21 protein-coding genes are annotated in these 23,283 nt (G+C 64.1%); 6 read left to right on the forward strand and 15 right to left on the reverse strand.

The annotated features are described in order from the left end of the window. Positions 1-11 precede the first annotated feature (11 nt). Complete coding sequence (locus G7Y29_RS09560) at positions 12-1,775, forward strand: pyruvate dehydrogenase (protein WP_165002350.1); 1,764 nt, start codon at positions 12-14, stop codon at positions 1,773-1,775. A 109-nt stretch (positions 1,776-1,884) separates the two neighbouring features. Beyond that, positions 1,885-2,685, forward strand: coding sequence for a hypothetical protein (locus tag G7Y29_RS09565; protein ID WP_165002351.1), 801 nt, complete (start codon positions 1,885-1,887; stop codon positions 2,683-2,685). A 65-nt stretch (positions 2,686-2,750) separates the two neighbouring features. On the opposite strand, the gene G7Y29_RS09570 is transcribed toward G7Y29_RS09565, so the two are convergent. The 6 genes from G7Y29_RS09570 to G7Y29_RS09595 all read right to left on the reverse strand — a co-directional run bounded on the left by G7Y29_RS09570 (position 2,751) and on the right by G7Y29_RS09595 (position 9,757). Further along, entirely contained in the window at positions 2,751-3,137 is a 387-nt protein-coding gene (locus tag G7Y29_RS09570) for a heat shock protein transcriptional repressor HspR (RefSeq protein WP_165002352.1), read from the reverse strand. Positions 3,138-3,151: 14 nt separating this feature from the next. Beyond that, positions 3,152-4,345, reverse strand: coding sequence for a molecular chaperone DnaJ (gene dnaJ, locus G7Y29_RS09575; RefSeq protein WP_165002353.1), 1,194 nt, complete (start codon positions 4,343-4,345; stop codon positions 3,152-3,154). 136 nt (positions 4,346-4,481) lie between these two features. Then, entirely contained in the window at positions 4,482-5,174 is a 693-nt protein-coding gene (gene grpE, locus G7Y29_RS09580; protein WP_165002354.1) for a nucleotide exchange factor GrpE, read from the reverse strand. A 12-nt stretch (positions 5,175-5,186) separates the two neighbouring features. Next, complete coding sequence (dnaK, locus tag G7Y29_RS09585; protein ID WP_165002355.1) at positions 5,187-7,061, reverse strand: molecular chaperone DnaK; 1,875 nt, start codon at positions 7,059-7,061, stop codon at positions 5,187-5,189. 228 nt (positions 7,062-7,289) lie between these two features. Then, positions 7,290-8,810: an acetaldehyde dehydrogenase ExaC gene (exaC, locus tag G7Y29_RS09590; RefSeq protein ID WP_165002356.1), complete on the reverse strand. Its 1,521-nt coding sequence runs from the start codon at positions 8,808-8,810 to the stop codon at positions 7,290-7,292. Between the two features lie 146 nt (positions 8,811-8,956). Next, the gene (locus G7Y29_RS09595; protein ID WP_165002357.1) at positions 8,957-9,757 is read right to left on the reverse strand and encodes a hypothetical protein; all 801 of its coding nucleotides are present in this window, start codon (positions 9,755-9,757) and stop codon (positions 8,957-8,959) included. A 235-nt stretch (positions 9,758-9,992) separates the two neighbouring features. On the opposite strand from G7Y29_RS09595, the gene G7Y29_RS09600 reads away from it, so the two are divergent. Both G7Y29_RS09600 and G7Y29_RS09605 read left to right on the forward strand, forming a co-directional pair. Then, complete coding sequence (locus G7Y29_RS09600; protein ID WP_165002478.1) at positions 9,993-11,357, forward strand: AI-2E family transporter; 1,365 nt, start codon at positions 9,993-9,995, stop codon at positions 11,355-11,357. A gap of 159 nt (positions 11,358-11,516) precedes the next feature. Further along, positions 11,517-12,041 (forward strand): type 1 glutamine amidotransferase domain-containing protein, encoded by a 525-nt coding sequence (locus G7Y29_RS09605; RefSeq protein WP_165002358.1) that lies wholly within the window; start codon positions 11,517-11,519, stop codon positions 12,039-12,041. 5 nt (positions 12,042-12,046) lie between these two features. On the opposite strand, the gene G7Y29_RS09610 is transcribed toward G7Y29_RS09605, so the two are convergent. Together G7Y29_RS09610 and G7Y29_RS09615 are read right to left on the reverse strand one after the other, a co-directional pair. Further along, positions 12,047-13,201, reverse strand: a complete 1,155-nt coding sequence (locus tag G7Y29_RS09610) for an esterase/lipase family protein (protein ID WP_249399750.1) — start codon at positions 13,199-13,201, stop codon at positions 12,047-12,049. Between the two features lie 108 nt (positions 13,202-13,309). Next, positions 13,310-13,855, reverse strand: coding sequence for an HhH-GDP family DNA glycosylase (locus tag G7Y29_RS09615; protein ID WP_165002359.1), 546 nt, complete (start codon positions 13,853-13,855; stop codon positions 13,310-13,312). A 23-nt stretch (positions 13,856-13,878) separates the two neighbouring features. Here G7Y29_RS09615 and G7Y29_RS09620 point away from each other — a divergent pair, with 23 nt between their 5' ends. Further along, complete coding sequence (locus G7Y29_RS09620; RefSeq protein WP_165002360.1) at positions 13,879-14,940, forward strand: lipoate--protein ligase family protein; 1,062 nt, start codon at positions 13,879-13,881, stop codon at positions 14,938-14,940. Positions 14,941-14,949: 9 nt separating this feature from the next. Here G7Y29_RS09620 and G7Y29_RS09625 read toward each other — a convergent pair whose 3' ends face one another. Genes G7Y29_RS09625 through G7Y29_RS09655 form a run of 7 tightly spaced genes read right to left on the reverse strand, consistent with a single transcriptional unit; the run spans position 14,950 to position 21,587 of the window. After that, a complete protein-coding gene (locus tag G7Y29_RS09625) occupies positions 14,950-15,900 on the reverse strand; it encodes a sulfite exporter TauE/SafE family protein (protein ID WP_165002361.1) in 951 nt (316 codons plus the stop codon). Continuing rightward, a complete protein-coding gene (locus G7Y29_RS09630) occupies positions 15,897-16,622 on the reverse strand; it encodes a sirohydrochlorin chelatase (RefSeq protein ID WP_165002362.1) in 726 nt (241 codons plus the stop codon). The genes G7Y29_RS09625 and G7Y29_RS09630 overlap by 4 nt, the downstream gene beginning before the upstream one ends. Positions 16,623-16,626: 4 nt before the next feature. Then, positions 16,627-17,901 (reverse strand): sulfate adenylyltransferase subunit 1, encoded by a 1,275-nt coding sequence (locus G7Y29_RS09635; protein WP_165002363.1) that lies wholly within the window; start codon positions 17,899-17,901, stop codon positions 16,627-16,629. Further along, entirely contained in the window at positions 17,901-18,824 is a 924-nt protein-coding gene (cysD, locus tag G7Y29_RS09640; protein ID WP_165002364.1) for a sulfate adenylyltransferase subunit CysD, read from the reverse strand. The genes G7Y29_RS09635 and cysD overlap by 1 nt, the downstream gene beginning before the upstream one ends. 21 nt (positions 18,825-18,845) lie before the next feature. After that, positions 18,846-19,625 (reverse strand): phosphoadenylyl-sulfate reductase, encoded by a 780-nt coding sequence (locus G7Y29_RS09645; protein WP_165002365.1) that lies wholly within the window; start codon positions 19,623-19,625, stop codon positions 18,846-18,848. Between the two features lie 13 nt (positions 19,626-19,638). Beyond that, positions 19,639-19,914, reverse strand: a complete 276-nt coding sequence (locus G7Y29_RS09650) for a hypothetical protein (RefSeq protein WP_165002366.1) — start codon at positions 19,912-19,914, stop codon at positions 19,639-19,641. After that, positions 19,911-21,587 carry a nitrite/sulfite reductase gene (locus tag G7Y29_RS09655; protein ID WP_165002367.1) on the reverse strand — a complete coding sequence of 559 codons (1,677 nt, stop codon included), beginning with the start codon at positions 21,585-21,587 and terminating at the stop codon, positions 19,911-19,913. Before G7Y29_RS09655 ends, G7Y29_RS09650 begins: the two co-directional genes overlap by 4 nt. Positions 21,588-21,870: 283 nt before the next feature. Here G7Y29_RS09655 and G7Y29_RS09660 point away from each other — a divergent pair, with 283 nt between their 5' ends. Beyond that, on the forward strand, positions 21,871-23,235 hold the full coding sequence (locus G7Y29_RS09660; protein WP_165002368.1) for an FAD-dependent oxidoreductase: 1,365 nt from the start codon (positions 21,871-21,873) through the stop codon (positions 23,233-23,235). The last annotated feature ends 48 nt before the right edge of the window (positions 23,236-23,283 follow it).

Raw genomic sequence — 23,283 nt, forward strand, 5'->3', positions numbered from 1 at the left:
CCATCGGGCGCATGGCTATCAACTTCGCCCAGCAACTCGTCAACAAACTTCAGGACCTCGGTGTGAAGCGCATTTACGGCCTCGTCGGGGACTCCCTCAATCCGCTTTCCGACGCCGTCCGCAACTCCGGCATCGAGTGGATACACGTCCGCAACGAGGAAGCGGCCGCCTTCGCCGCGGGCGCCGACTCCCTGTCCACCGGGGATCTAGCCGTGTGCGGCGCCTCGTGCGGCCCGGGCAACACCCACCTCATTCAAGGTCTCTACGAGGCGCACCGCAACGGCGCCAAGGTACTCGCCATCGCCTCGCACATCCCATCGCCAGAGATCGGATCCGACTTCTTCCAGTCCACCCACCCCGAGTACATCTTCCAGGAATGCTCCGGCTACCGCGAGGTTGTCCACTCCGCAGAACAGGGTGCGCGGGTGCTGCACAATGCGCTGCAGTCGACCCTGGCCGGTAACGGGGTCTCCGTCATGGTGGTCCCGGGCGACGTGTTCGCCCTTGACATCGCCGACACCGTCTACACTGCCGATTCCGCCTATGCGCAGGGAGCTGACAAGCGTGTCTTCCCAGATCCCGGTGAGGCGGCAGCGCTTGTGCGGGCCATCAACGAGGCGGACACCGTGACCATGTTCTGCGGCTACGGCGCTCGCGACGCGCGCGACGAGGTGTTCGCTCTGGCGGAGAAGATCAAGTCGCCCATCGGCCACTCCTTCCGCGGCAAAATGTTCATCGCGCACGACAACCCCTTCGACGTGGGCATGTCCGGCCTGCTAGGTTACGGCGCGTGCTACGAGGCTTCGATGGACGCCGATCTGTTCATCATGGTCGGCACGGATTTCCCCTACATCGACTGGCTTCCCCATAAAAACGTCGCGCAGATCGACATCGACGGCTCCCACATCGGCCGCCGTACTCCCGTGGCGTACCCCGTCATCGGTGACGTCAAAAGCGTGATCGGCAACATTCTCCCCCACGTGGAGGAGAAGACTGACCGCTCGTTCCTCGACCGCATGCTCACCCGCCACGCCGAGCTGCTGGAGGACGTGGTGAAGAAGTACACCGAACCCGCCCGCGAGTCCCGCACGCCGATCCACCCGGAGCTGGCCGCGTCCGTACTTGATCAGCTCGCCGCGGACGACGCCTACGTCACCGTCGACACGGGCATGTGCAACGTGTGGTCGTCGCGCTACCTCACTCCCAACGGTCGCCGCGGTGAAATGGCCTCCTACCTGCACGGCACCATGGCGAACGCGCTGCCGATGGCAATTGGCATTCAGGCTGCGAACCCGGGCCGCCAGGTCATCTCCTGGTCCGGTGACGGCGGCCTCGGGATGCTCATGGGTGAGCTGCTTACGGTGAAGCTGCACAACCTGCCGGTGAAAACGGTCGTGTTCAACAATTCGTCCTTAGGCATGGTCAAACTCGAGATGACCGTCCAGGGCTTTCCCGACTTCGAGACCGACCACGATCACGTCAATTATGCCGCCGTCGCCGAGGCCATCGGAATCAAATCCTTCCGGGTCGAAGACCCGAAGGACCTCGAGCAAGCGCTTAGCGACGCTCTGTCGCACGACGGCCCCGCGCTGGTGGACATCGTCACCGACCCCGACGCGTTGTCGCTTCCGCCAAGCATCAGCTGGGACATGCTGAAGGGCTTTACTACCGCAGGTGTGAAGACCGTACTGGACGGCGGCGTGGGCCGCATGGTGAACCTGGCGCGGCGCAACCTGCGCCACATCGGGGCGGCTGCGTCGATTGAGTTGAAGTGACAATCTCATACACGTTTTGTTATAAAACCGGAACAATGAGGTGGCAAGTCCGTAGGTATGGTTGGCAGCGAACCAGTTAGTTCAACTATGAAATGAAAGGTTTTGCCAAATGACTACCCCGCAGAATCCTGGTGATACCGGCCGCGTCGCACGCGTCCGCCAGACCACCACCCGCCGCGCTACCCCGCAGGCGACGGCAGGCTCCGAGTCCTACGCCTACGAGACCGACACCACCGTTGCCAACAACGATCACACCGGCCAAGAGGCCTGGATCGGAACCGACTCCACTGAGGTGTCGAACGGCAACGTCTCCTGGGGTGCCATCTTCGCTGGTGTGGTGACCTTCCTGGGCATCATGATTCTGCTCGGTGTCGGTGCCGCGGCGATGGGCCTACAGGGTACCTCCGCAGCGGCCACCGGCATCTTCACCCTGATCTCCCTGGCGATCGCCTTCGCAGCAGCAGGTTATGTCGCCGGTGCACTCGGTGTCCGCGCCGGCTTGTTCCACGGCTTCGCGGCATGGGCAACGTCGCTGATTTCCGCCCTCGTTCTCGCTGGCTGGCTCGGCGCGTCTGTCATCGGCGGCTTGGGCTCCGCCCTCGGCACTGTCGCTCAGTCCGCCGGCAACGCCGTGAACGTCACCAGCCAGGACGCACAGGCAGCGCAGAACAACGTCGACCAGCAGGATGCGCAGAATGCTCAGCAGCAGGCTCAGCAGACCGCTGACCAGGCCGCTCAGCAGGCGCAGGAGACCTACAACGAGGTTGCCCCGGAGGCTGCGGAGGGTTCCTGGTGGACCTTCGGTGGCCTGATCCTCGGCGCCCTCATCTCCTCCCTGGCGGGTGCCGCCGGAGCCCGCTCCGTACTTAACCGCGACGAGCAGCAGGTCGTGCGCCGCGCACGCCCCTAAACCGCCCGCAATAAAAACTGCACCGGGTTTCCCGGTGCAGTTTTTTTCTGTGCACGTCAAACGTGCTAACGCCGTCGACGCCGCCTCGACGGATCCCACGCCACAATGGCGGTGGAGCGAGGCACGTGCACGAGCTCACCTCCGCGGCGCTGGCCGGCGTCGATACGCTTGCGCAACGTGTCGTTCTCCTCCTGCAGCTCTTCGATCTGGCTAGTCAGCTCGATGATGGTCTTGATCCCCGCCAGGTTCACCCCCTCTTCCTGGGAGAGGTACTGGATGCGGCGCAACAGAGAGATGTCGCGCCGGGAGTAGCGGCGTCCGCCTCCACTGGTACGCATCGGCGTGACCAGCCCCATCCGGTCATAGGTGCGCAGCGTTTGCGCGTGCATTCCGGTGAGCTCGGCGGCAACCGAGATGACGTAATACTCCTGCTCATCCTTATAGGAAGCCATCGGCACTCACCTCCCTACTTCAACCCGGCCCACCCGGCGCGCGGGTCGAAGCCGGAATCCTTCTCCGCTTGGGCGTAGGCACGCAGCGCCGACGTTGCCGCAGCGTCGAGTGTGGACGGAATGGTCACCTCGACTGTCACCAGCAGGTCACCCGCGGCGCCGGTCTTCTTGGGCACGCCACGCCCCTTCACGCGAAGCGTCCGCCCGTTGGGGGTGTTCGCCGGAACCTTCACCTTGACGGGATTGTCCAGCGTGGGCACGGTGACCGTACCTCCGAGAGCAAGCTCGCCGAAGGAAACGGGCACTGTCACCTCGAGGTCGTCGCCCGCGCGGGTGAACACCTCGTCAGGCCGGACGTGGACGGAGACGAACAGGTCGCCCGCCGGGGTTCCGTTCGGGCCGGCCTCCCCCTGCCCGGCGAGACGGACCTTCTGCCCGTCGATGACACCGGCGGGAATTCTCACGGTGATAGATCTGGTACGGCGCACCGTTCCGGTACCCGAACAGGTCGTGCAGGGATCCTCGATAATCTCACCGGTTCCGCCGCAGTGCGGGCACGGGCGGGCCATTCCGAACGCCCCGCTGTTTTCCCGGAGGTATCCCGAGCCCGAGCAATGGCTGCATGTCGTTGTCTTGCCAGACTTGGAACCAGAGCCGTGGCAGGTCGTGCACGGCGCGTCGCCCGTGAGCTCGACTGGGATCGTAGTGCCCTTGGCGGCCTCTCGAAAGTCGAGTGTTATTTCGGTTTCGACGTCGGCCCCCCGCGACGGCCTAGCATTCCTGCCAGCAGCGCCGCCGCGGTTAAAGAGGCCACCGAAGATATCACCAAGGCCGCCGTCTCCAGCTTGTCCGCCAGGTGCTGTTGATCCGAAGATGTCTCCGAGGTCGAAGTCTTGCGTCGACGTGGAACGAAACCCGCCCGGGAAACCCGAGCCTCCTGCCCCTCCGAAGCGGCCGAAACCGCCGGAGTTCACCATAGATTTCAATTCGTCGTACTCTTTGCGCTTCGCCTCATCGCCGATCACGTCGTACGCCTCGGCGACCCGCTTGAACTTGTCCTCGGCGGCTTTGTTGCCGGGGTTGCTGTCCGGGTGGTTCTCACGCGCGAGCTTGCGGTAGGCCTTTTTGATGTCCGCGGCGCTCGCTGAGGAGGAAACGCCGAGGTCCCCGTAGTAGTCCTTGTTCACCCAGTCTTGTTGCATCGCCATGTCGCACCCTCCTTTCACACAATTTTTAGGTGCTGTATCTAATTAGTTTTGTAGAGGTCTAAGTAATAAGGGGAAAGCCGGGGCCGAGGCCGCGCCAGCGCGTGTCCTCGGTCCCCGGCCATCGAATGCCTGGAGGCTAGGCCTCGGTCTCACCGGCGGGCCCGGCCTGCTCGGCCGGGTCACCGATCAGCACCATGGCGTTGCGCACAAGGCGGTCACCCACCCGGTAGCCCTTCCGCAGCACGGTGCCCACAACCTTGGTATCTCCCTGGGAGAGATCCTGCACGGCTTCGTGGATTTCCGGGTCGAAGGCGTCGCCTTCGGCACCGAACGCGGTCACCTTTTGGCCGTCGAGCACGGTACGGAACTTATCCGAAAACGCCTTAAGGGGGCCCTCGTTCAGGTCACCGTGCTGGGCCGCGAGATCCAAGTCGTCGAGAAGCGGGATCATCTCACCGAGAACGCGCGCTTTCGCCTGCTCGGCGATCTGGGTGCGCTCGCGCTCGGTGCGGCGGCGGTAGTTGGCGTACTCGGCACTGAGACGCTGGAGGTCCTCGGTGCGCTCTGCCAGCTGCAGCTCCGTCTCGGAGACGACACCATTGCCGTCGGCATCGGGGTCGACTTCCGCCACCGGGCTCTCTGCGGCGAGGGCGTCCTCGAGCTCCGCGTCAGTCACTTCCGGAAGGGGATCCTCGTCAGCGTCGAGCGCGGCGGACTCTGCCGCCTCCTCCGCCAGGGTTTCAGCCTGGTCGGGGGACACGTACTGCTCGTCGGTGTTCTCCGGCGCGCCGGGATCGTCCGGCATCGGGGAGTTAGTCGGGTTCGTCATGTAAATCCGTCCTTACTTGTTGTCGGAGCTGGTGGCGCCGGTGCCGTCCTGGCCAGCCTCATTGGCTTCAGCGGCGTCGTCCTCGACGACCTCGGCGTCGACGACGTTGTCGTCAGCCGGGACGTCTGCCTGGGTGGCGCCGGTGTTGGCCTCTGCCTCGTAGAGGACTTTGCCCAGTTCCTGAGACTCGGTGGTCAGCTTCTCCACGGAGGACTTGATGGCTTCAAGGTCGTCGCCCTTGAGCGCCTCGTCGACTGCGTCGGCCGCCTCGCCCACACGGGTCTTGAGATCCTCCGGCAACTTGTCGGAGTTTTCATCCATGAACTTGCGGGTCTGGTACGCCATGGTTTCGGCGTTGTTGCGGGTCTCCTGCTCCTCGCGGCGCTTGCGGTCTTCGTCGGCGTGGGCCTCGGCGTCCTTGACCATGCGGTCGATCTCCTCCTGGGACAGCTTGGAACCGTCCTGGATGGTGATGGTGTTCTCCTTGCCGGTACCCTTGTCCTTCGCGGACACGGAGACGATGCCGTTTGCGTCGATGTCGAAGGTGACCTCGATCTGCGGCACGCCGCGCGGCGCGGGTGCGATGCCGCCGAGCTCGAAGGAGCCGAGCAGCGTGTTGGCCGACGCCATCTCACGCTCGCCCTGGAAGACCTGGATCTGCACGGAAGGCTGGTTGTCCTCGGCCGTGGTGAAAGTCTCGGAGCGCTTGGTCGGGATGGTGGTGTTGCGCTCGATGAGCTTGGTCATCACGCCACCCTTGGTTTCAATGCCGAGGGAGAGCGGGGTGACGTCGAGAAGCAGCACGTCCTTGACGTCACCGCGAAGGACGCCAGCCTGCAGGGCGGCACCCACTGCGACGACCTCGTCCGGGTTGACGCCCTTGTTGGCTTCCTTGCCGGAGAGCTCCTTGACCAGCTCAGACACGGCCGGCATACGGGTGGAACCGCCGACGAGGACGACCTGGTCGATATCGCCGATCGACATGCCAGCATCCTTGATCACCTGGTTGAACGGCGCCTTGGTGCGGTCGAGCAGGTCCGAGGTGATCTTCTGGAACTCCGTGCGGGTCAGCGTCTCGTCGAGGAACAGCGGGTTCTTCTCCGCGTCGACGGTGATGTACGGGAGGTTGATGGAGGACTGCTGCTGGGAGGACAGCTCGATCTTGGCCTTCTCAGCCGCCTCACGCAGGCGCTGCAGTGCCATCTTGTCCTTGGTCAGGTCGATGCCGTTTTGCGCCTTGAACTTCTCGACGAGCCAATCCACGATGCGCTGGTCCCAGTCGTCGCCGCCGAGCTCGTTGTCACCGGCGGTGGCGAGAACCTCCACCACACCGTCTCCGATCTCGAGCAGGGAGACGTCGAAAGTGCCGCCGCCGAGGTCGAAGACCAGGATGGTCTGCTCCTTGTCGGCCTTCTCCAGACCGTAGGCGAGAGCTGCCGCGGTCGGCTCGTTGACGATGCGCAGGACGTTGAGGCCCGCGATCTGACCGGCCTCCTTGGTGGCCTGGCGCTGCGCGTCCTCGAAGTACGCCGGGACTGTAATGACGGCGTCCGTGACCTCATCACCGAGGTAGGCCTCCGCGTCGCGCTTGAGCTTCATCAGAGTGCGGGCGGAAATCTCCTGCGGCGTGTACTTCTTGTCATCGATGTCGACGGTCCAGTCCTCGCCCATATGGCGCTTGACGGAGCGGATCGTACGGTCGACGTTGGTCACCGCCTGGTTCTTCGCGGACTGGCCAACGAGGACCTCGCCGTTCTTGGCGAAGGCCACGACGGACGGGGTGGTACGCGCACCCTCGGAGTTCGCGATCACAACGGGATCGCCACCCTCGAGAACTGCGACAACCGAGTTTGTGGTACCGAGGTCGATGCCTACTGCACGGGACATAAGTGAATCTCCTTCAGGTTGGTGTTCATTCAAGTTGAATGTAAGCGACTCAACTTCTGCCACCCCACTATACACACGAGGCCTGACACCTTGAGTCGTTCACGCTCAACCTATACAACAGCCTCTGTGGCAAAGATGTTCCCGGTGCGCTCAACTTTTCTCGAAATGCCGGCTTATCGACGCTCGAAACCCCCCCCGGATACCCGGGGCGGGCTTCGCGGGAAACGTTTAGAACAGACCCGTCGGGCTCTCGGAGTAGCTAACGAGAAGGTTCTTGGTTTGCTGGTAGTAGCTAAGCATCATGAGGTGGTTCTCGCGCCCGATGCCGGACTGCTTGTATCCACCGAACGCAGCATGAGCGGGGTAGCTGTGGTACTGGTTCACCCACACGCGACCAGCCTGGATGGCGCGCCCAGCGCGGTAGGCGGTGTTGCCGTTGCGCGACCACACGCCCGCGCCGAGACCGTAGATAGTGTCGTTCGCGACCGCGATTGCCTCGTCGAAATCCTTGAACGTGGCCACCGAGAGGACCGGCCCGAAAATCTCCTCCTGGAAGATGGCCATGTCGTTAGTGCCCTTGAATACGGTTGGCTCAATGTAGTAACCGCCGTCGAGACCCTCGATCTGGTTCACGTGGCCGCCGGTGAGCGTCTCCGCGCCCTCCTTGGGGCCGAGCTCCAAGTAACCCGTGATCTTGTCCATCTGCTCCTGGGATGCCTGCGCGCCCATCTGCACGTCCGTGTCCAGAGGGTTGCCCGTCTTGATCTGCTTGACGCGCTGAACACCGAGCTCCAGAAATTCGTCGGCGATGGATTCGTGCACCAGCGCGCGCGACGGGCACGTGCACACCTCACCCTGGTTGAGCGCGAACATGGCGAAGCCTTCGACGGCCTTGGCACGGAATTCGTCATCTCTGTCCATGATGTCGGCGAAGTAGAGGGCCGGTGACTTTCCGCCCAGTTCGAGAGTCACCGGGATCACCTTGTCGGCGGCGGCCTTGTTGATGATCTTGCCCACCTCCGTAGAGCCGGTGAACGCTATCTTGGCAATGCGGTCGGAGCCAGACAGAGCGGCTCCTGCTTCGTCGCCGAAACCGTTGACGATGTTGACCACGCCAGCCGGGATGAGGTCGCCAATGATGTCCATCAGGTAGAGGATGGACGCGGGGGTCTGTTCCGCGGGCTTCATCACCACGGCGTTGCCCGCCGCGAGCGCCGGGGCAAGCTTCCACACGGCCATCAGCAGCGGGAAGTTCCACGGGATGATCTGGCCGACCACACCGAGCGGCTCGTGGAAGTGGTAGGCGACCATGTCATCGTCGATCTGGGAGAGGCGGCCTTCTTGGGCGCGGATCGCACCCGCGAAGTAACGGAAGTGATCGATCGCCAGAGGGATATCGGCAGCGAGCGTCTCGCGTACGGCCTTGCCGTTCTCCCACGTCTCCGCCACCGCAATGTTCTCGAGGTTTTCCTCCATCCGGTCGGCGATCCTGTTCAGCATCACCGCACGCTCAGCCGGGGTGGTCCTGCCGAAAGCGGGAGAGGCCTTGTGCGCGGCATCCAGAGCTTTCTCGACGTCCGCCGCCTTGCCGCGGGCAACCTGGCAGAACACCTCACCCGTGACCGGGGTGACGTTATCGAAGTACTCACCGTCCGACGGTGCGACCCAATCACCGCCGATGTAGTTGTCGTAGCGCTGTTTGAAATTGACCTTCGAGCCTTCGGTCCCTGGGTTCGGATAGGTAGTCACAAGTGTTCCTTTCGGATAGAAAACTAAATTGTGTGACCGACACTACACCTCCTTCCCTGACGTGGCTGGCGCTCCCTAGACCTGGCCATGGCGAAACCCCGCAGGCAAACCCGCGGGGTTGGAAACAAACCATCGTGGAACCTTCGCTAGAAACCGAGGTTGGCCACGAACTGGTCGACGAATGGTCGCGCGGCAAAACCCATGATGGCAATCAGGATCAGGCCGATGACACCGCCTGCGATGCCGATGCTGGAGAATTGGTCACCCGTGAGGTTGGAACCCGCGACGGTGGAACCATTCGCGTCTTCCTTGTTGGCACACGCCTCGAACGCCTGGCTGTAGGTGAGGATCGGGCCGCCGAAGCGCGGGTAGTTCTCCTTGGCAGTTTCGAGGATGAGGTCCCGGACACCGACGAAACTTCCCTCCGTGACCCCCGTCCAGGCAGACGCGGCAATCACGCCGGCAAGGTCGACGCCATACATGACACCGCCGTCCTCGTGCGCCTCCTCCGGGGTCATGGTGAGGGTCTGCTCAGTGATCACGGGCTTCTTGGAGAGGTTGGCGAAGGCGATGGCGCGAATGTAGTCGGGGTGATCCTTGACACCCAGCGTCATCGTATTGAAGAAGTATTTCGTCTGGGCGCTCGACACCTTGCCGTCCCCGCTAAGTAGCGCGGCATTCTTGGTCGCCGGATCGAGGGCGTATTCCTGCACGAGCTTCGCATCCTTCGGGTTGGAGAGCGCCGCAAAGGAGTTCTTCGCCATTAACTCGAAGAGCTCCCGGTACGCGTTATTCACGTTGCTCTGGTCTTGGTCTGAAAAGGTGATGGTGCAGGTGTTTGTGGCCGCGTTGTAGTCGTTTTCCCAAGCGTTCGCGTGGGGAGTGGCGACACCAGTCGCGATGACGGCATCAGTCGCGGTGGAGGCAATCAGGTGAGACAATTTCATAGGAGGAATTTCCTTTCGGCGAACGAACTTTATGCCGATCCCAAATGACCTGCCCAGAACGTTAAGGAAAACACAGAAAACTTACAGAATTTTTTGACTGCACCGTCGACTGCTCTATCTGGCAAGATGACTAAACGTGTATACGGACAAGGAAAGCACCGACCGGGCCCACCGCGACTTCAAGGACGACAAAGATTACGTCGGCGCCCTCGACACCACGGTCGAAGAACCTGACATGTTCGCCACCCCCGCGGACGCCGCTCAGGAACTCTCGGACGAGCCGATCGACCGCAGCGACGTCATCGCCGCGGACGGTCGCACCGCCGCCGCGTGGGGTTTGCGCTTCATTATCATCGTCGCGGCCACGGCACTGCTTTTCTACCTCCTGCGCTACGTCTGGTTCGGTTTGCTGCCGATCCTCCTTGCCTTAATTGTGAGCACAGTTTTGTGGCCTCCCGTGAGGTTCCTCCGGAAGCACCGCGTGCCCGCCGCCCTGGCTGTACTGCTGGTTATCGTGGGGTCGTTCGTGATCTTCGGCGGGATCGTCGCGGCAATGCTGCCGATCGTGCGGGATCAGGGTGGCCAGTTAGTTTCACAGGCTCAGGCTGGGATCGACCAGATCATTGACTGGGCCGGTAGGAACTCTCAGCTGGTGGAAAGCGGCCAGATTCAGCAGGCGCTCGACCAGGTAACCAACTTCATGCGCAACCAGGCATCGAACATTGCCTCGGGAGTGTTCTCCGGCCTCGGTGCGGTGGCGAGCATCGGTACCACGCTCGTCCTCACCCTCATCCTGACGTTCTTCTTCCTCAAGGACGGTGACCGGTTCCTCCCGTTCGTGCGAAAATACGCCGGCGTGAAGGCTGGCTGGCACCTCACTGAGGTCCTGATGCGGTCGTGGAACACCCTGGCAGGGTTCATTCGCACCCAGGCCATTGTCTCTGCTGTGGATGCCGGTTTCATTGGGTTGGGCCTGATCGTGCTCGGCGTGCCCCTGTGGCCCGTTCTCGCCGTAATTACCTTCTTCGCGGGCTTCATCCCGATCATCGGTGCGTTCACTGCCGGCGCGCTGGCTGTGACTGTCGCGCTCGTCTCCAACGGCCTGACTAACGCGCTGCTGGTTCTTCTGCTCGTTGTCGCGGTTCAGCAAATCGAGGGCAACGTCCTGCAGCCGATCCTCCAGTCCAAGGCGATGGGTCTGCACGCCGCCGTTGTCCTGCTATCTGTCGCCGTAGGCGGCACACTTTTCGGCATTGTGGGAGCCTTCCTCGCAGTGCCGGTCGCAGCTGTTGCCGCCGTTTTCCTGGGGTACTGGGCGGAGATGGTTTCCTTGCGCGCTGGCCAGATCACCGCCGACGACATCAAGATAGCCACCCAGCAGAGTCAGACGATGGATTCCAAGGAGGCGTTTCTAGCGGTGCGCGAGCGTATGCGCACCATCGGCCGCAACCGTGGAATCGACGCCGAAGAGAGCGTGGAGCAGAAGGCGGGTTCCACTCGCCTACCGTCCGACAGCGACGCCCCCGCGCAACGCTACGACCGGGAGGTGCCCGGCAAGTCCCGCGCCGTGGAGGACAAGACGAGCGACGGCTCCCAGTAGCCCGCGCCAGAACCCGCGAAGACCTCAGCGCGATACCGGGGGCAAAATGTCACCGGTATCGCGCTGAGGTCTTCCAATCCTCCACCAGCAAGTTCTGCGAGCTCGGGAGATTTTCCCTACCGTGGCTGTTGTTAGGCAAACACACGAAAGGACGAGAAAATGGCTGATTTGAACGGCAAGAAAATTGCGATCATCGCGACCGACAAGTTCGAGGATTCCGAGCTGACATCCCCCAAGGAAGCCGTCGAGGCCGCCGGTGCGACCGCGCACGTTATTTCCACAGAGTCCGGTGAGATCGAGGGCAAGAACGGGACGAAGGTCGCTGTGGACCTCACCACCGCGGAGGCCAAGGCTGACGACTACGACGCCATCATTCTTCCCGGCGGCACCAGCAACGCCGACACAATCCGCACCGATGAGAAAGCGGTCGCCTTGGTGAAGGACGTTCGCGGCGCCGGCAAGCCGGTCGGAGTGATCTGCCACGGCGGTTGGATCCTCACCGAGGCCGACGTAATTAAAGGTGTCAAGTTGACCTCGTACAAGTCCCTCAAGACTGATTTGAGCAACGCTGGTGCTCAGTGGGTCGACGAGGAGGTCGTAGTCGACAGTGGCTTCGTCTCCTCGCGCACCCCGCAGGACCTCCCCGCGTTTAACAACGCGATTGTCACCGAGTTCGCGAAGTAATCCCGCTACAAAGACGACGAGCCAGCGGCGCTACCGATTACGCCTGAACTATAGGTTGCACTGCCCTCCGCAAGTCGTTGGGATGAGCCGCTCCGCATTTGAGTTGGGTCGAGGGGAGCCGCGACGTCCGCCCGGGCGTAGCTCGGCAAGGCTGGTTCGCTTAAGTAGCGCGGCTCGCCGAGCGCTGCAACGTACTCCCCGATCGCGGGAATCGCCACCGGCAGGGCCCTCGGGTCGATGCCGGGGGAGATGTGCTGGGAGCAGGCCAATCCCTTCAGTCGCGCCGGATCGGCAGGGCCGTCGTGGTTCAGCGCATCAAGCACGAGTTGATAAGCCGTGTTGTTGGCCAGGATTCCGATGTGGCCCGGAATCTGGGTTGGGCATAACCTCTGCGTCGGAATGTTGGCCGCGCCCGCGATGTAACTCGCCTGGGTGGCGGGCTGGATCCCGTAGTCTGTCAGGCTGTAGACACTGGTCACGTCGATTGTCTCTGCTAGAGGCTCGGCGTTGAGCGCCTGCACGAAGTTCGACTGCGGGTGCATCTGCCACGCAATTGCCGGGCAATTGCCCAGCGCGAGGCAGAGAGGCTCGACGAGGGTGGTGCCTCGGATTGCTCCGGCTACGGAGACGAAGTCGTCGACAAGCGTGGCGGCTTCAGCGTCGTAACGCAGCCCCCACATGGCAGCCGGGGGGCCCGCGCTGTGCCCGACCACACCGATGTTGCGCCCGACGCGGGAGTGGGCGAGTTTGACGGCGTTGGCGACGTACAGCCCCGCCTGAGTCAGGTCGCCGCGGCCGTTGTGGGGTAGGTTGACCCAACAAACATCGAAGCCCTCTGCGTCCAGCTGCGGAATATAATTCCAGGCGAAAGTTTGCTGCGCGTTGGCACCCACTCCGTGCACGAGAAGCACCGTTTTCTTTGCCGCCGGGTCTGCGACGGGATTGGAGCAGCCAAAAGCGGCGTCAAGCTCCGCCTGAGGGGGCACATAATCCCCCATGGCGTGCGCATCCAGGTCATGCACCGTTGAGGACCCAAGCAACGGCGAGCTACCGTTCGGCACCTCCTGAGCATGGGCGGGGGAAGCCAGGGTAGCAAGTGCGATTACGGCGGCAACTGCTACTCGGGCGCATCGTGTGGCGAGCGTGTTCAATGTCGTCATCCTTGGTCGATCGGTCAGCTGTAGATGTATTCGCCTGCGACGCAATTTTGTTACGTCCCCGGTTCGCGCAAACAAACACAAAAGGAGTTGCGCCGATGCCGAGCCAGCTCAACCTTTCAGGGCCGCCCGAACCAGCCGCGCGGCGAATCGTGGCAGGTCGTCGCTCATGGTCGCCAGCTTGTCCGGGTCGGCGGACAGGCCGAGAAGGCGCGCGCCCTCCAACGCCTTTTTGTCGAACACCGGTGCAAGTTCCGGCCACACGCCCTGCGCCTCACGCGCGAACATGGCGGCGCACGCCGGGCCGACGCCGTCGAAGACCTCGAGCGACGCCGGGGCACCGTCGCGCAGGGTGCTCACGTCTCCACCGAAGTCCCGCAGAAGTTTCGCGCTCATCGCCTTCAGCCGCGTTGCCGTCGACTCGTCGTAGCGCGCATACCCGGTGCGGCCGAAAACGCGAATCAATGTGGACCGCGGAGCGTGGGCCACGGCCTGCGGGCCGGTCAGGCCGGCGTTGAACAGGCCCCGGGCTGCGGCGACGGCGACGGGTGCCTTGATCGGCTTCGCCTGCAGCATGCACAGCGTGAGCAGCTGAAACAGGGGCGTGGGGGCGTCGACAAGCTCGATGCCCGCCTCTTCGGCGAAGGTTTGTGTCATACGCGCCCGTTATAGTCGCGTACATGAACCAGCACCACTTTGAACTCAAGGTCCCCGGAGGAAAACTCGTTGTCGCGGACATCACCGACGACGGCGAGCGCGTTATCGCCGCGAGCATTTCAGGCGACTTCTTCCTCGAACCGGACCAGGCGTATGACGCGATCAACGGGGCACTTATAGGTGCGTCGGTGAGCGAGGACGCCGACGATCTCGAAGGGCGCATCGCCCGCGCCCTCACGGACATCGAGGGCGTGGACCTGCACGGGTTCTGCGCGCGTGACATCGCCGTGGTCACCCGCCGCGCGCTGACCGACGCCAAGGACATCACCGACTACGAATGGAGCGTCATCCACTCCCCCGTCCTGCCCACCCCGATCAACGTCGCGCTGGATGAGTACCTGCTCGAGGAGGTCCGCACCGGGCGCAAGGGACCTATCCTGCGCTTTTGGGAATGGGAGGACAAGGCCGTAGTGTTCGGCTCCTACCAATCCTTCAGAAACGAGCTCGACCCCGGCGGCGTTGAGCGCCACGGCATCGTGCCGGTGCGCCGTATTTCCGGCGGCGGCGCGATGTTCATGGAGGGCGGCAACTGCGTGACCTACTCACTGTATTTGCCCGACGACATCGTGCGCGGTTTGAGTTACGTCGATTCGTACCAGTACCTCGACGCGTGGGTGCTCGCGGGCCTGAAACAGCTCGGCGTCAACGCCTGGTACGTGCCCATCAACGACATCACATCCGACGGCGGCAAGATCGGCGGGGCGGCGCAGAAGCGCGTGCCCGGTGCGGTACTGCACCACACGACGATGAGCTACGACATCGACGCGGACAAGATGATGGAGGTCTTGCGCGTGGGCAAGGTCAAGCTCGCCGACAAGGGCGTGCGATCGGCGAAGAAGCGCGTCGACCCGCTGCGGCGCCAGACGGGCGTTTCCCGCGAGGACGTGATCGACACGCTCATCGCGTCGTTCATGTCGCGCTACCCCTCAGAGCGCGGCGAACTCACGGATGCGGATCTCGCCGCGGCGCAGTCTCTCGTTGACACGAAGTTCGCTAACGACGAGTGGACGCACCGCATTCCTTAGCGCGAGACCTCAGCGCGTTCTCGCGTGCTTGTCGACGCCTGATTCGACGCTGAGGTCTTCCGGCAGCTGCTCCTTCTCGGACGCGGCCCGCGAATTGTGGCGCGCCTTGACTGCGCCGCGCCACGACAGGACCGCGCCGATGGCGAGCACAAGCACGCGCACGACCCACAAATTGTCATCCAGCCCGACTGCCTTGAGTACCGTCGGCAGGTTGAGCACCACGATGAGGGTGCCCACAAAGCTGCCGAGCAGAATCGGATTCAGGCGGGTAACCAGCCAGGCCGCTAGTGGAGCCGCAATGACGCCGCCAACCAGCAGTGCCGCGACCGCAGCGAGGTTGGTCACCAGGTCCTGCCACATTCCAATGACAAAGCCCAGTGTGGCGGCGGATGTGACCAGGAATTCGGCGGTGTTGACGGTGCCAACGATGCGCCGCGGCTCGGAGCGCCCCGCGGACAGCAGCGTCGAGGTGGTCACGGGGCCCCACCCGCCACCGCCGGTGGCGTCGATGAACCCGCCGACGAGGCCGAGCCCGCCGAGGAATCCGCGCGAGTGCGGCTTGGCGGCCAGTTTGCGCCGCGTCAGGCCGCGCGAAAAGCGCAACATCAGGTTGGCGCCGATGACGGCCAGGATCAACGACATGATCGGTTTCGCGGCCTCGGTGGACAAATTCGACAGCACTGTCGCGCCGGCGAAGGAACCGACCGCGCCCGGTATACCGATTGCGGCGACGACCTTCCAGTCGACGTTGCCGAAGCGCCAGTGCGAGATGCCGGAGACAAGGGTCGTTCCCAGCTCGGCGGTGTGCACCACCGCCGACGCTTGGGCGGGGCCGAGCCCGGCCAACATGACCAGGATGGTGGTCGACGTTACGCCGAAGCCCATGCCCAGGCCGCCGTCGACGAGCTGGGCCGCGAGCCCGGCGAGCGCGATAAGGATGAGCGTAGTGAGGTGATTCATGTCAAGACCCCTTGGGTAACGGCCGCGCGGTAGCGCGCGGCGACGATGTCCGACAGATCTGTAATCAGAGGTGCCGAGTGAGTAAACATTGCGCCGGTGGCGTCTTGGATGCGGCCGAGCGCGCGGGTGGCGCGGTCGAGCAGCAAACCGTCGGTGACAAACAGCGGGAGGAGGTGCATTCGCTCTCTCTCCCGCGCAGCATTCTCGATGCCCGGGTTGCCTACCCGGTCGCCGACGCCGGTGGCCGGTACCACGGTGACCTCGCGCCCGGAGGCCTGGGACAGGGCTTGCCCCAGCGCCTCCGTTTTCGTTGCGGCTTCCTGGTTGGAGGTGCCCACGGGGTAGAGGATGACGGAGGCGTCGGAGGGGGCGTCGAGAAGTACGCGCCTGGCCAGCACCTCTACGATGTCCGCGCCCTGACCGAGCCCGTCTGCGAGGACAAGGTCCACGCCGGTGGCTTCGCGCGCCGCCGCGAACGCCGCGGGGACGTCCTTGGTGGCGTGGAAGGCACGGGTGAACAGCAGCGGCACGACCACCGCCGCGGTGTAGCCCGCCTCAGCTGCGGCGCGCGTGGCGCCGGTGAGGTCTGGGGCGTTGAACTCGAGATGCGCGTCGACGGCCTCGACGCCCAGGGTGATCGCCGCTGCCGCGGTGAGCCGCTCGACTCCGCGCTGGGCGGAGTCGTGCCTGGAACCGTGCGACAGTGTGATCAGGGCGTGCATCTGCCTACCTCAACCGGGTTCCCACGAGGCCGGCCGCGAGCGTGTTGCCCGACGCTTGGTCGATGAGCAGGAAATTGCCCACGGCACCGCGCGCGGCGTATTCCTCCACGGGGAGCTCCTGCGCGGTCTGCACCGTCACGTGCGCGATGTCGTTGAGTCCGAAGGATTCGGGGTTGTCAACGTCGTTGGCGCTTGAGTCAATATCAATAAGCTTGTCGACGGCCGTGACACGCGCCCGCACCAGCGAAGTACCGAACCTCAGTTTCACTGCCTGGCCGGGCGCGACGTCCTTGTCGGTCAGGCCGACAACGGTGGCACCGAACTCGCGCACCCCTTCCGGGGTCGAGCCTGCGGAGATGAGGTCGCCACGCACGAGGTCAATCTCGTTGGCCAGGCGCAACGCCACGGAGTCACCGGCGCGGGCGGAATCCTGCTCGCCGTCGGCGGTGTCGATGTGGGTCACCGTCGTGGTGCGGCCGCCCGCGCTGACGGTGTCACCGACGTGGACCTCACCGGCGTTGACGCGCCCCGCGTAGGCGCGGTAGTCGGTGGCGTGCTCGCGGAGGACGTACTGGATGTTGAAGCGGAAGTCCAGCTCCAGAGCGCGCCCGGAGGCGACCGGGATCTCCTCGAGCAGCTCGAGCACAGTGGGGCCGGTGTACCAGCCCATGTTGGCAGAGCGCTCGACGACGTTATCGCCCTTGAGTGCGGAGATCGGAACGACGTGCGGGTCCTCGATGCCGAGCTCGGCGGCCTTGGCCTCGAACTCGGCCTTGATGGAGTTGAAGGTCTCCTCGGAATAGTCGACGAGGTCGATCTTGTTCACACCGAGGATGACTGTCTTGACACCGAGCAGCGCCGCGACGTTGAGGTGGCGCACGGTCTGCTCCACCACGCCGTTGCGGGAGTCCACCAGCAGGACCACGACCTGGGAGGTGGACATGCCGGTCACCGTGTTGCGGGTGTACTGCACGTGGCCGGGGGTGTCCGCGAGGATGAAGGTGCGCTTGTCGGTGGCGAAGTAGCGGTAGGCCACGTCGATGGTGATGCCCTGCTCGCGCTCGGCCCGGAGGCCGTCGACAAGCAAGGAGAGGTCGAGGCCCTCGAAGCCGCGGTCAGCGGAGGTGCGCTCCACGGAGGCGAGCTGGTCGGCGAGCACGCTCTTGGTGTCGTGCAGCAGGCGGCCCACAAAGGTGGACTTGCCGTCGTCGACGGAGCCGGCGGTGCACAGGCGCAGCGTCTGGCGCGTTGCGAGGATGTCTGAAACAGGGGCGCTCATCAGAAGTAGCCCTCCTTCTTGCGGTCTTCCATGGATGACTCGCTGAGTCGGTCGTCGGCGCGGGTGGCGCCGCGCTCGGTCAGGGTGGAGTTGGCGATCTCGGCGAGGACGGCGTCGATCGTTGTTGCGTCGGACTCAACGGCGCCCGTGCAGGACATGTCGCCCACGGTGCGGAAGCGCACGCGGCGCGTTTCCAGCTCTTCGCCTTCGCGGGGACCGCCCCACTCGCCCGCGGTGAGCCACATGCCGTCGCGGTTGAACACCTCCCGCTCGTGCGCGAAGTAGATGTCGGGCAGACGGATGCCGCGCGCACCGATGTATTCCCACACGTCCGCCTCGGTCCAGTTGGAGATGGGGAACACGCGCACGTTCTCACCGGGCAGCTTCTCGCCGTTGTAGAGGTCCCACAGCTCGGGGCGTTGGCGGCGCGGGTCCCAGCCGCCGAAGGTGTCGCGGATGGAGAAGACGCGCTCCTTGGCGCGGGCGCGTTCCTCGTCGCGGCGTGCGCCGCCGAGCACGGCGTCGTAACCGACCTCGGCGATCGTCTCCACCAGCGGCACCGTCTGCAGCGGGTTGCGGGTGCCGTCCGGGCGCTCGGCTAGGTCACCGCGGTCGATCCAGTCCTGCACGGCGGCGACACGCAGCCGCACGCCGTACTCCTCCACGATTGAGTCGCGAAACTCGATGACCTCCGGGAAGTTGTGGCCGGTGTCCACGTGCAGCAGCTCGATCGGCATCGCCGCCGGGGCGAAAGCGCGTCGCGCGAGCTCCAGCACGACGCACGAGTCCTTGCCGCCCGAGAAGAGCAAACCGATCTTGTCGAACTGCCCCGCCACCTCGCGCAGGATATGGATGGACTCGTTCTCCAAGTCCTTGAGGTGGGGCGAAATAGCGCCCGCCTTTTCAGAATTTTTAATGTTCATAACAACAGTAATCTTTAGCCTTTATTCGTGGAGTCCGCATTCGGTCTTCGCGCTGAACGCCCAGCGACCCGCACGCGGGTCCTCGCCCTCGGCGACGGGCATGGTGCAGGTGGCGCACCCGATCGACGGGTATCCCTGCCTGGTCAGCGGGTGGATGATCAAGTTGTGGCTCTCCTCGAACTCGTCGGTCTCCTCGAGTGACCACGTCACGAGCGGGGAGATCTTCAACCGCCCGGTGGCGTCCAGGGACAGCGCCGGCGCGTTGGCGCGGGTCGGGCCGTCCGCGCGGCGCAGGCCCGTGATCCAGCCAACGTAAGGGCTCATGTGCACCGCCAGCGGCTCGACCTTGCGCATGCGGCAGCACGCCTCAGGATGGGAGCGGTAGAGGTTCGGCCCGTAGGTGCGGTCCTGCTCCTCGCGCGAGAGCACCGCCTTGGTGCGCACCAACGTGTGCGCCGGGTAGCGGTTCTCGACCTCGTCGGCGACGTTCAGCGTCTCCGGGAAGTGGTATTCGGTGTCCAGGAAGAGGAAGTCGGCGTCAGGAAGGTGGCGCTCGGCCAGCTCCGCAAGCACCGTGTTCTCCATCGACAGGGTTACCACCAGCGGGCCTGGGGCGTTCCCGTGCGCCCACTCGAGGATCGCGTCGGCGGGAGCGTCGTAAAGCTCGCTCGCATATGCGTCCACGAGCTGCTCGTTGCGCTCCCGGATCTCCGGCGCGAGCGGCTCCGTCTCGCGCGGCCCCTCGGGGCTGACCGCCGGGTCAGCGAAATTGCCGGAGGGTCCTGACAGCAGGTTAATCATTGTTTCTCACCTTTCATGCGTTCCCACCAGTGTGGCCGACTTCGCGCAGGACCGCATCATGACCGTGTTTGCGTAACGACGCCTGAAGGGCGTCCTCGGTGGAGGGGGCGGGCGCCGGGGTCGTACCCGCGTCGTCCTGGCCGTGGAACTTAACCTCGAAAACGCGTAGGCATTCCCCGCACTTCCACGCGAACTCCGTCTCCTCGTTGGGGTAGAGCTCCTCGCCCGCGCAGTACGGGCAGTAGGTGGGGAAGTTCCGGTTCGGGTTCGGCGCCCGGCGCAGACTCACCTCAGGTCCTCTTCGTCGGCGCGCTGCAGCCAGTCGCGGAAGATCTCGCCCTCGGAGCGCTTGTCCACGTAGTTCTGCACGACGCGGGTGACGTAATCCGTCAACTCGCTGGAGAGCACCTTGTGCCCGCGCAGCTTGCGCCCGAAGTTCGCGCCCTCTCCGACGGTGCCGCCGAGGTGCACCTGGAATCCCTCCACCTTCTCACCCTCCGAGTTGACCACCATCTGGCCTTTGAGCCCGATGTCGGAAACGTGGTGGCGGGCGCAGGCGTTAGGGCAGCCGTTCAGTGAGATCGACACGGGCGAGTCGAGGTCGCCGAAGCGCTCCTCCAGCTCGTCTGCGAGCTCGATGGCGCGGGACTTGGTGGTTACGTGAGCGAGCTTGCAGTACTCCAGCCCGGTGCACGAGAGCAGGCCGCGGCGGAACTCGCTGGGCTTGGAGTACAGGCCCATGTTCTCCAGGTCTCCCGTCAGCTTCTCGACGTCGCCCTCACGCACGTCCAGGAACAGGAGCTCCTTGAACGGGGTGAAGCGCAGCTGGGTCAGCCCGTAGGACTCGGCCAGCTCGGCGGCGGCGATGAGCTGCTCACCCGACATGTGGCCGAGGGTGGGCTTGACGCCGATGTAGAAGTTCCCGTCCTTTTGCTCGTGCACGCCGATGTGGTCGCGGTCGATGAGGTTGTTCGGCGCCTTCGGGCCGTCGGGAAGCTCGTAGCCGAGGTAGTCCTTCTCCAGGATCTCGCGGAACTTCTCGACGCCCCACTCAGCGACCAGGAACTTCAATCGCGCCCGGTTGCGCAGGCGCCGGTAACCGTAGTCACGGAAGATGCGCACCACATTAGCCCACACCTCCGGCACCTGCTCGAGGGTGACGAAGGCCCCGAGGGACTGCGCCAGCATCGGGTTGGTGGACAGGCCGCCGCCGATGTAGCACTCGAAACCCGAGCCAAGCTCGGGGTGCTCAACGCCGATGAAGGCCAGGTCGTTGATCTCGTGGACGACGTCCTGGCGGGCGTTGCCGGAGATCGCCGACTTGAACTTGCGCGGCAGGTTCTGGAACTCCTCGTCTGTGACGATCTCCTGGATGCGGCGGATCGCCGGCGTGGCGTCGATAATCTCGTCTTTGGCGATGCCGGCGACGGGCGAGCCGAGGATCACGCGCGGCACGTCGCCGCAGGCGTCCCACGTGTTCAGCCCGACGCTCTCGAGCTTGTCCCAGATCGCGGGGACATCCTCAATGGCGACCCAGTGCAGCTGGATGTTCTGCCGGTCCGTCAGGTCCACGGTGGAGCGGGCCCAGTCGCGGGAGATCTCTCCGACGGCCTTGGCCTGCTCGGTCGAGCACTGGCCGCCGTCGAAGCGGATGCGCATCATGAAGTACTCGTCCTGCAGCACGGAGTTGTCCTCGCCGGTGAACTCACCGCCGAGGTTCTGCTTGCGCTGGGTGTACATGCCGAGCCACTTGAAGCGCGGCGCGAGATCCTCGGGCGGGATGGAGGCGAAGCCCTGCTTCGAGTACGTGTCGATGACGCGCTGCTTGACCTGCATCACGGGCTCGAGCTGTTTGAGCTCTTCGTCGTGGTTCAGGGGCGAGGTGCCGTCGATAAGCCATTGGCCCTCGGGCTTCTTTGCCCGGGCCTTGACCTCGCGCGTTTTCGCGGTGGGGGCTGTCATGAACACTCCTTCGAAATAGACCGCTCTGTCTGTGAACTTCCCAGATTTCGGCGGTTTTCCGGCAGTTTGCCGTACTGCTTTGTCTAGAGCAAGAGGGCCACCCCGTATTTACCGTTTATGCTGCATGTACACCAATGAATTTAATTCCTTCGATAGGTGTGGTGAATGTATTTCCCTGCCGAAACTTGACACCGCCGCCGTCACCGGTAGATTTTTAGACCAAGCGGTCTATGGTTTACCATGGATGAATATAAAATCTTGAACCCGAAAGGACCCACCCCTCATGAGTCTGCGCGTCGCCGTCATTGGCGCCGGCCCCGCCGGTATCTACGCCTCCGATCTGCTGATCCGCAACGAGGAGCTCGACATCTCCGTCGACCTCTTCGAGCAGATGCCCGCACCGTTCGGGCTGATCCGCTACGGCGTCGCACCCGACCACCCGCGCATCAAGGGAATCGTCAAGTCGCTGCACAACGTGCTGGACAAGCCGCACCTGCGCCTGCTGGGCAACATCGAGGTGGGCAAAGACATCACCGTCGCGGAACTGCGCGACTACTACGACGCCATCGTGTTCTCCACGGGTGCCGTGCGCGACCGCGAGCTGCTCATCCCCGGCGGCGAGAAATCCATCGGCGCCGGTGAATTCGTCGGGTTCTACGACGGCAACCCCCGCTTCGACCGCGACTGGGACCTCTCCGCCCGCGAGGTTGCTGTCGTCGGTGTGGGCAACGTCGCGCTCGACGTTTCCCGCATCCTGGCCAAGACTGGCGACGAGCTGTTGGTCACCGAAATCCCGGACAACGTCTACAACTCCTTGAAGGACAACAAGGCGGAGGTGGTCCACATGTTCGGCCGCCGCGGCCCCGCCCAGGCCAAGTTCACCCCGAAAGAACTTCGCGAGCTCGACCTCTCCGACACCATCCAGGTGCTCGTAGACCCGGAGGACATCGACTACGACCAGCTCTCCGAGGAGCTGCGCCGCGCCGACAAATCCATCGACCTCAACTGCCAGGTGCTCGAGCAGTACGCGATGCGCGAGCCGGACGACTCCCCGCACAAGATCCACATCCACTTCTTCGAGGAGCCCGTGGAGGTGCTCACCGAGGGCGACGCCATCGTGGGTATCCGCACCGAGCGCCAGGAACTCGACGGCGAGGGCGGCATCCGCGGCACCGGCAACTTCACCGACTGGCCGGTCCAGCAGGTCTACCACGCCATCGGCTACCGCTCCGAGCCCGTCGAGGGTGTCCCCTTCGACCTGGAGCGCAACGTCATCCCCAACGACGGCGGCCACGTGCTCAACGAAACCGGACTTGAGACGTCCCTGTATGTCACCGGCTGGATCAAGCGCGGTCCCATCGGCCTGATCGGCAACACCAAGTCCGACGCCAAAGAAACCACCGACATGCTCTTCGAGGACGCCGCCTCCGGCAAGCTGCCCGCGCCGAAGTTCAGCGACCCGGACGCCATCATCGAGCTGCTCGAATCCCGCGACATCCCCTACACCACCTGGGACGGCTGGTACCGCCTCGACGGCGAGGAGCGCAAGCTGGGTGAGAACGACGCCCTGCTGCCGCGCGAGCGCAAGAAGATCGTCGAGTGGGAGGACATGGTCGCGCACGCCCGCGCCGTGCCGCAGGTCCCCTAACCTGCGCAAACCCTCAAAAGGTCCACATGTCGACGGCGTGGTCTACGC

Source organism: Corynebacterium qintianiae, assembly GCF_011038645.2.
Classification (GTDB): domain Bacteria; phylum Actinomycetota; class Actinomycetes; order Mycobacteriales; family Mycobacteriaceae; genus Corynebacterium; species Corynebacterium qintianiae.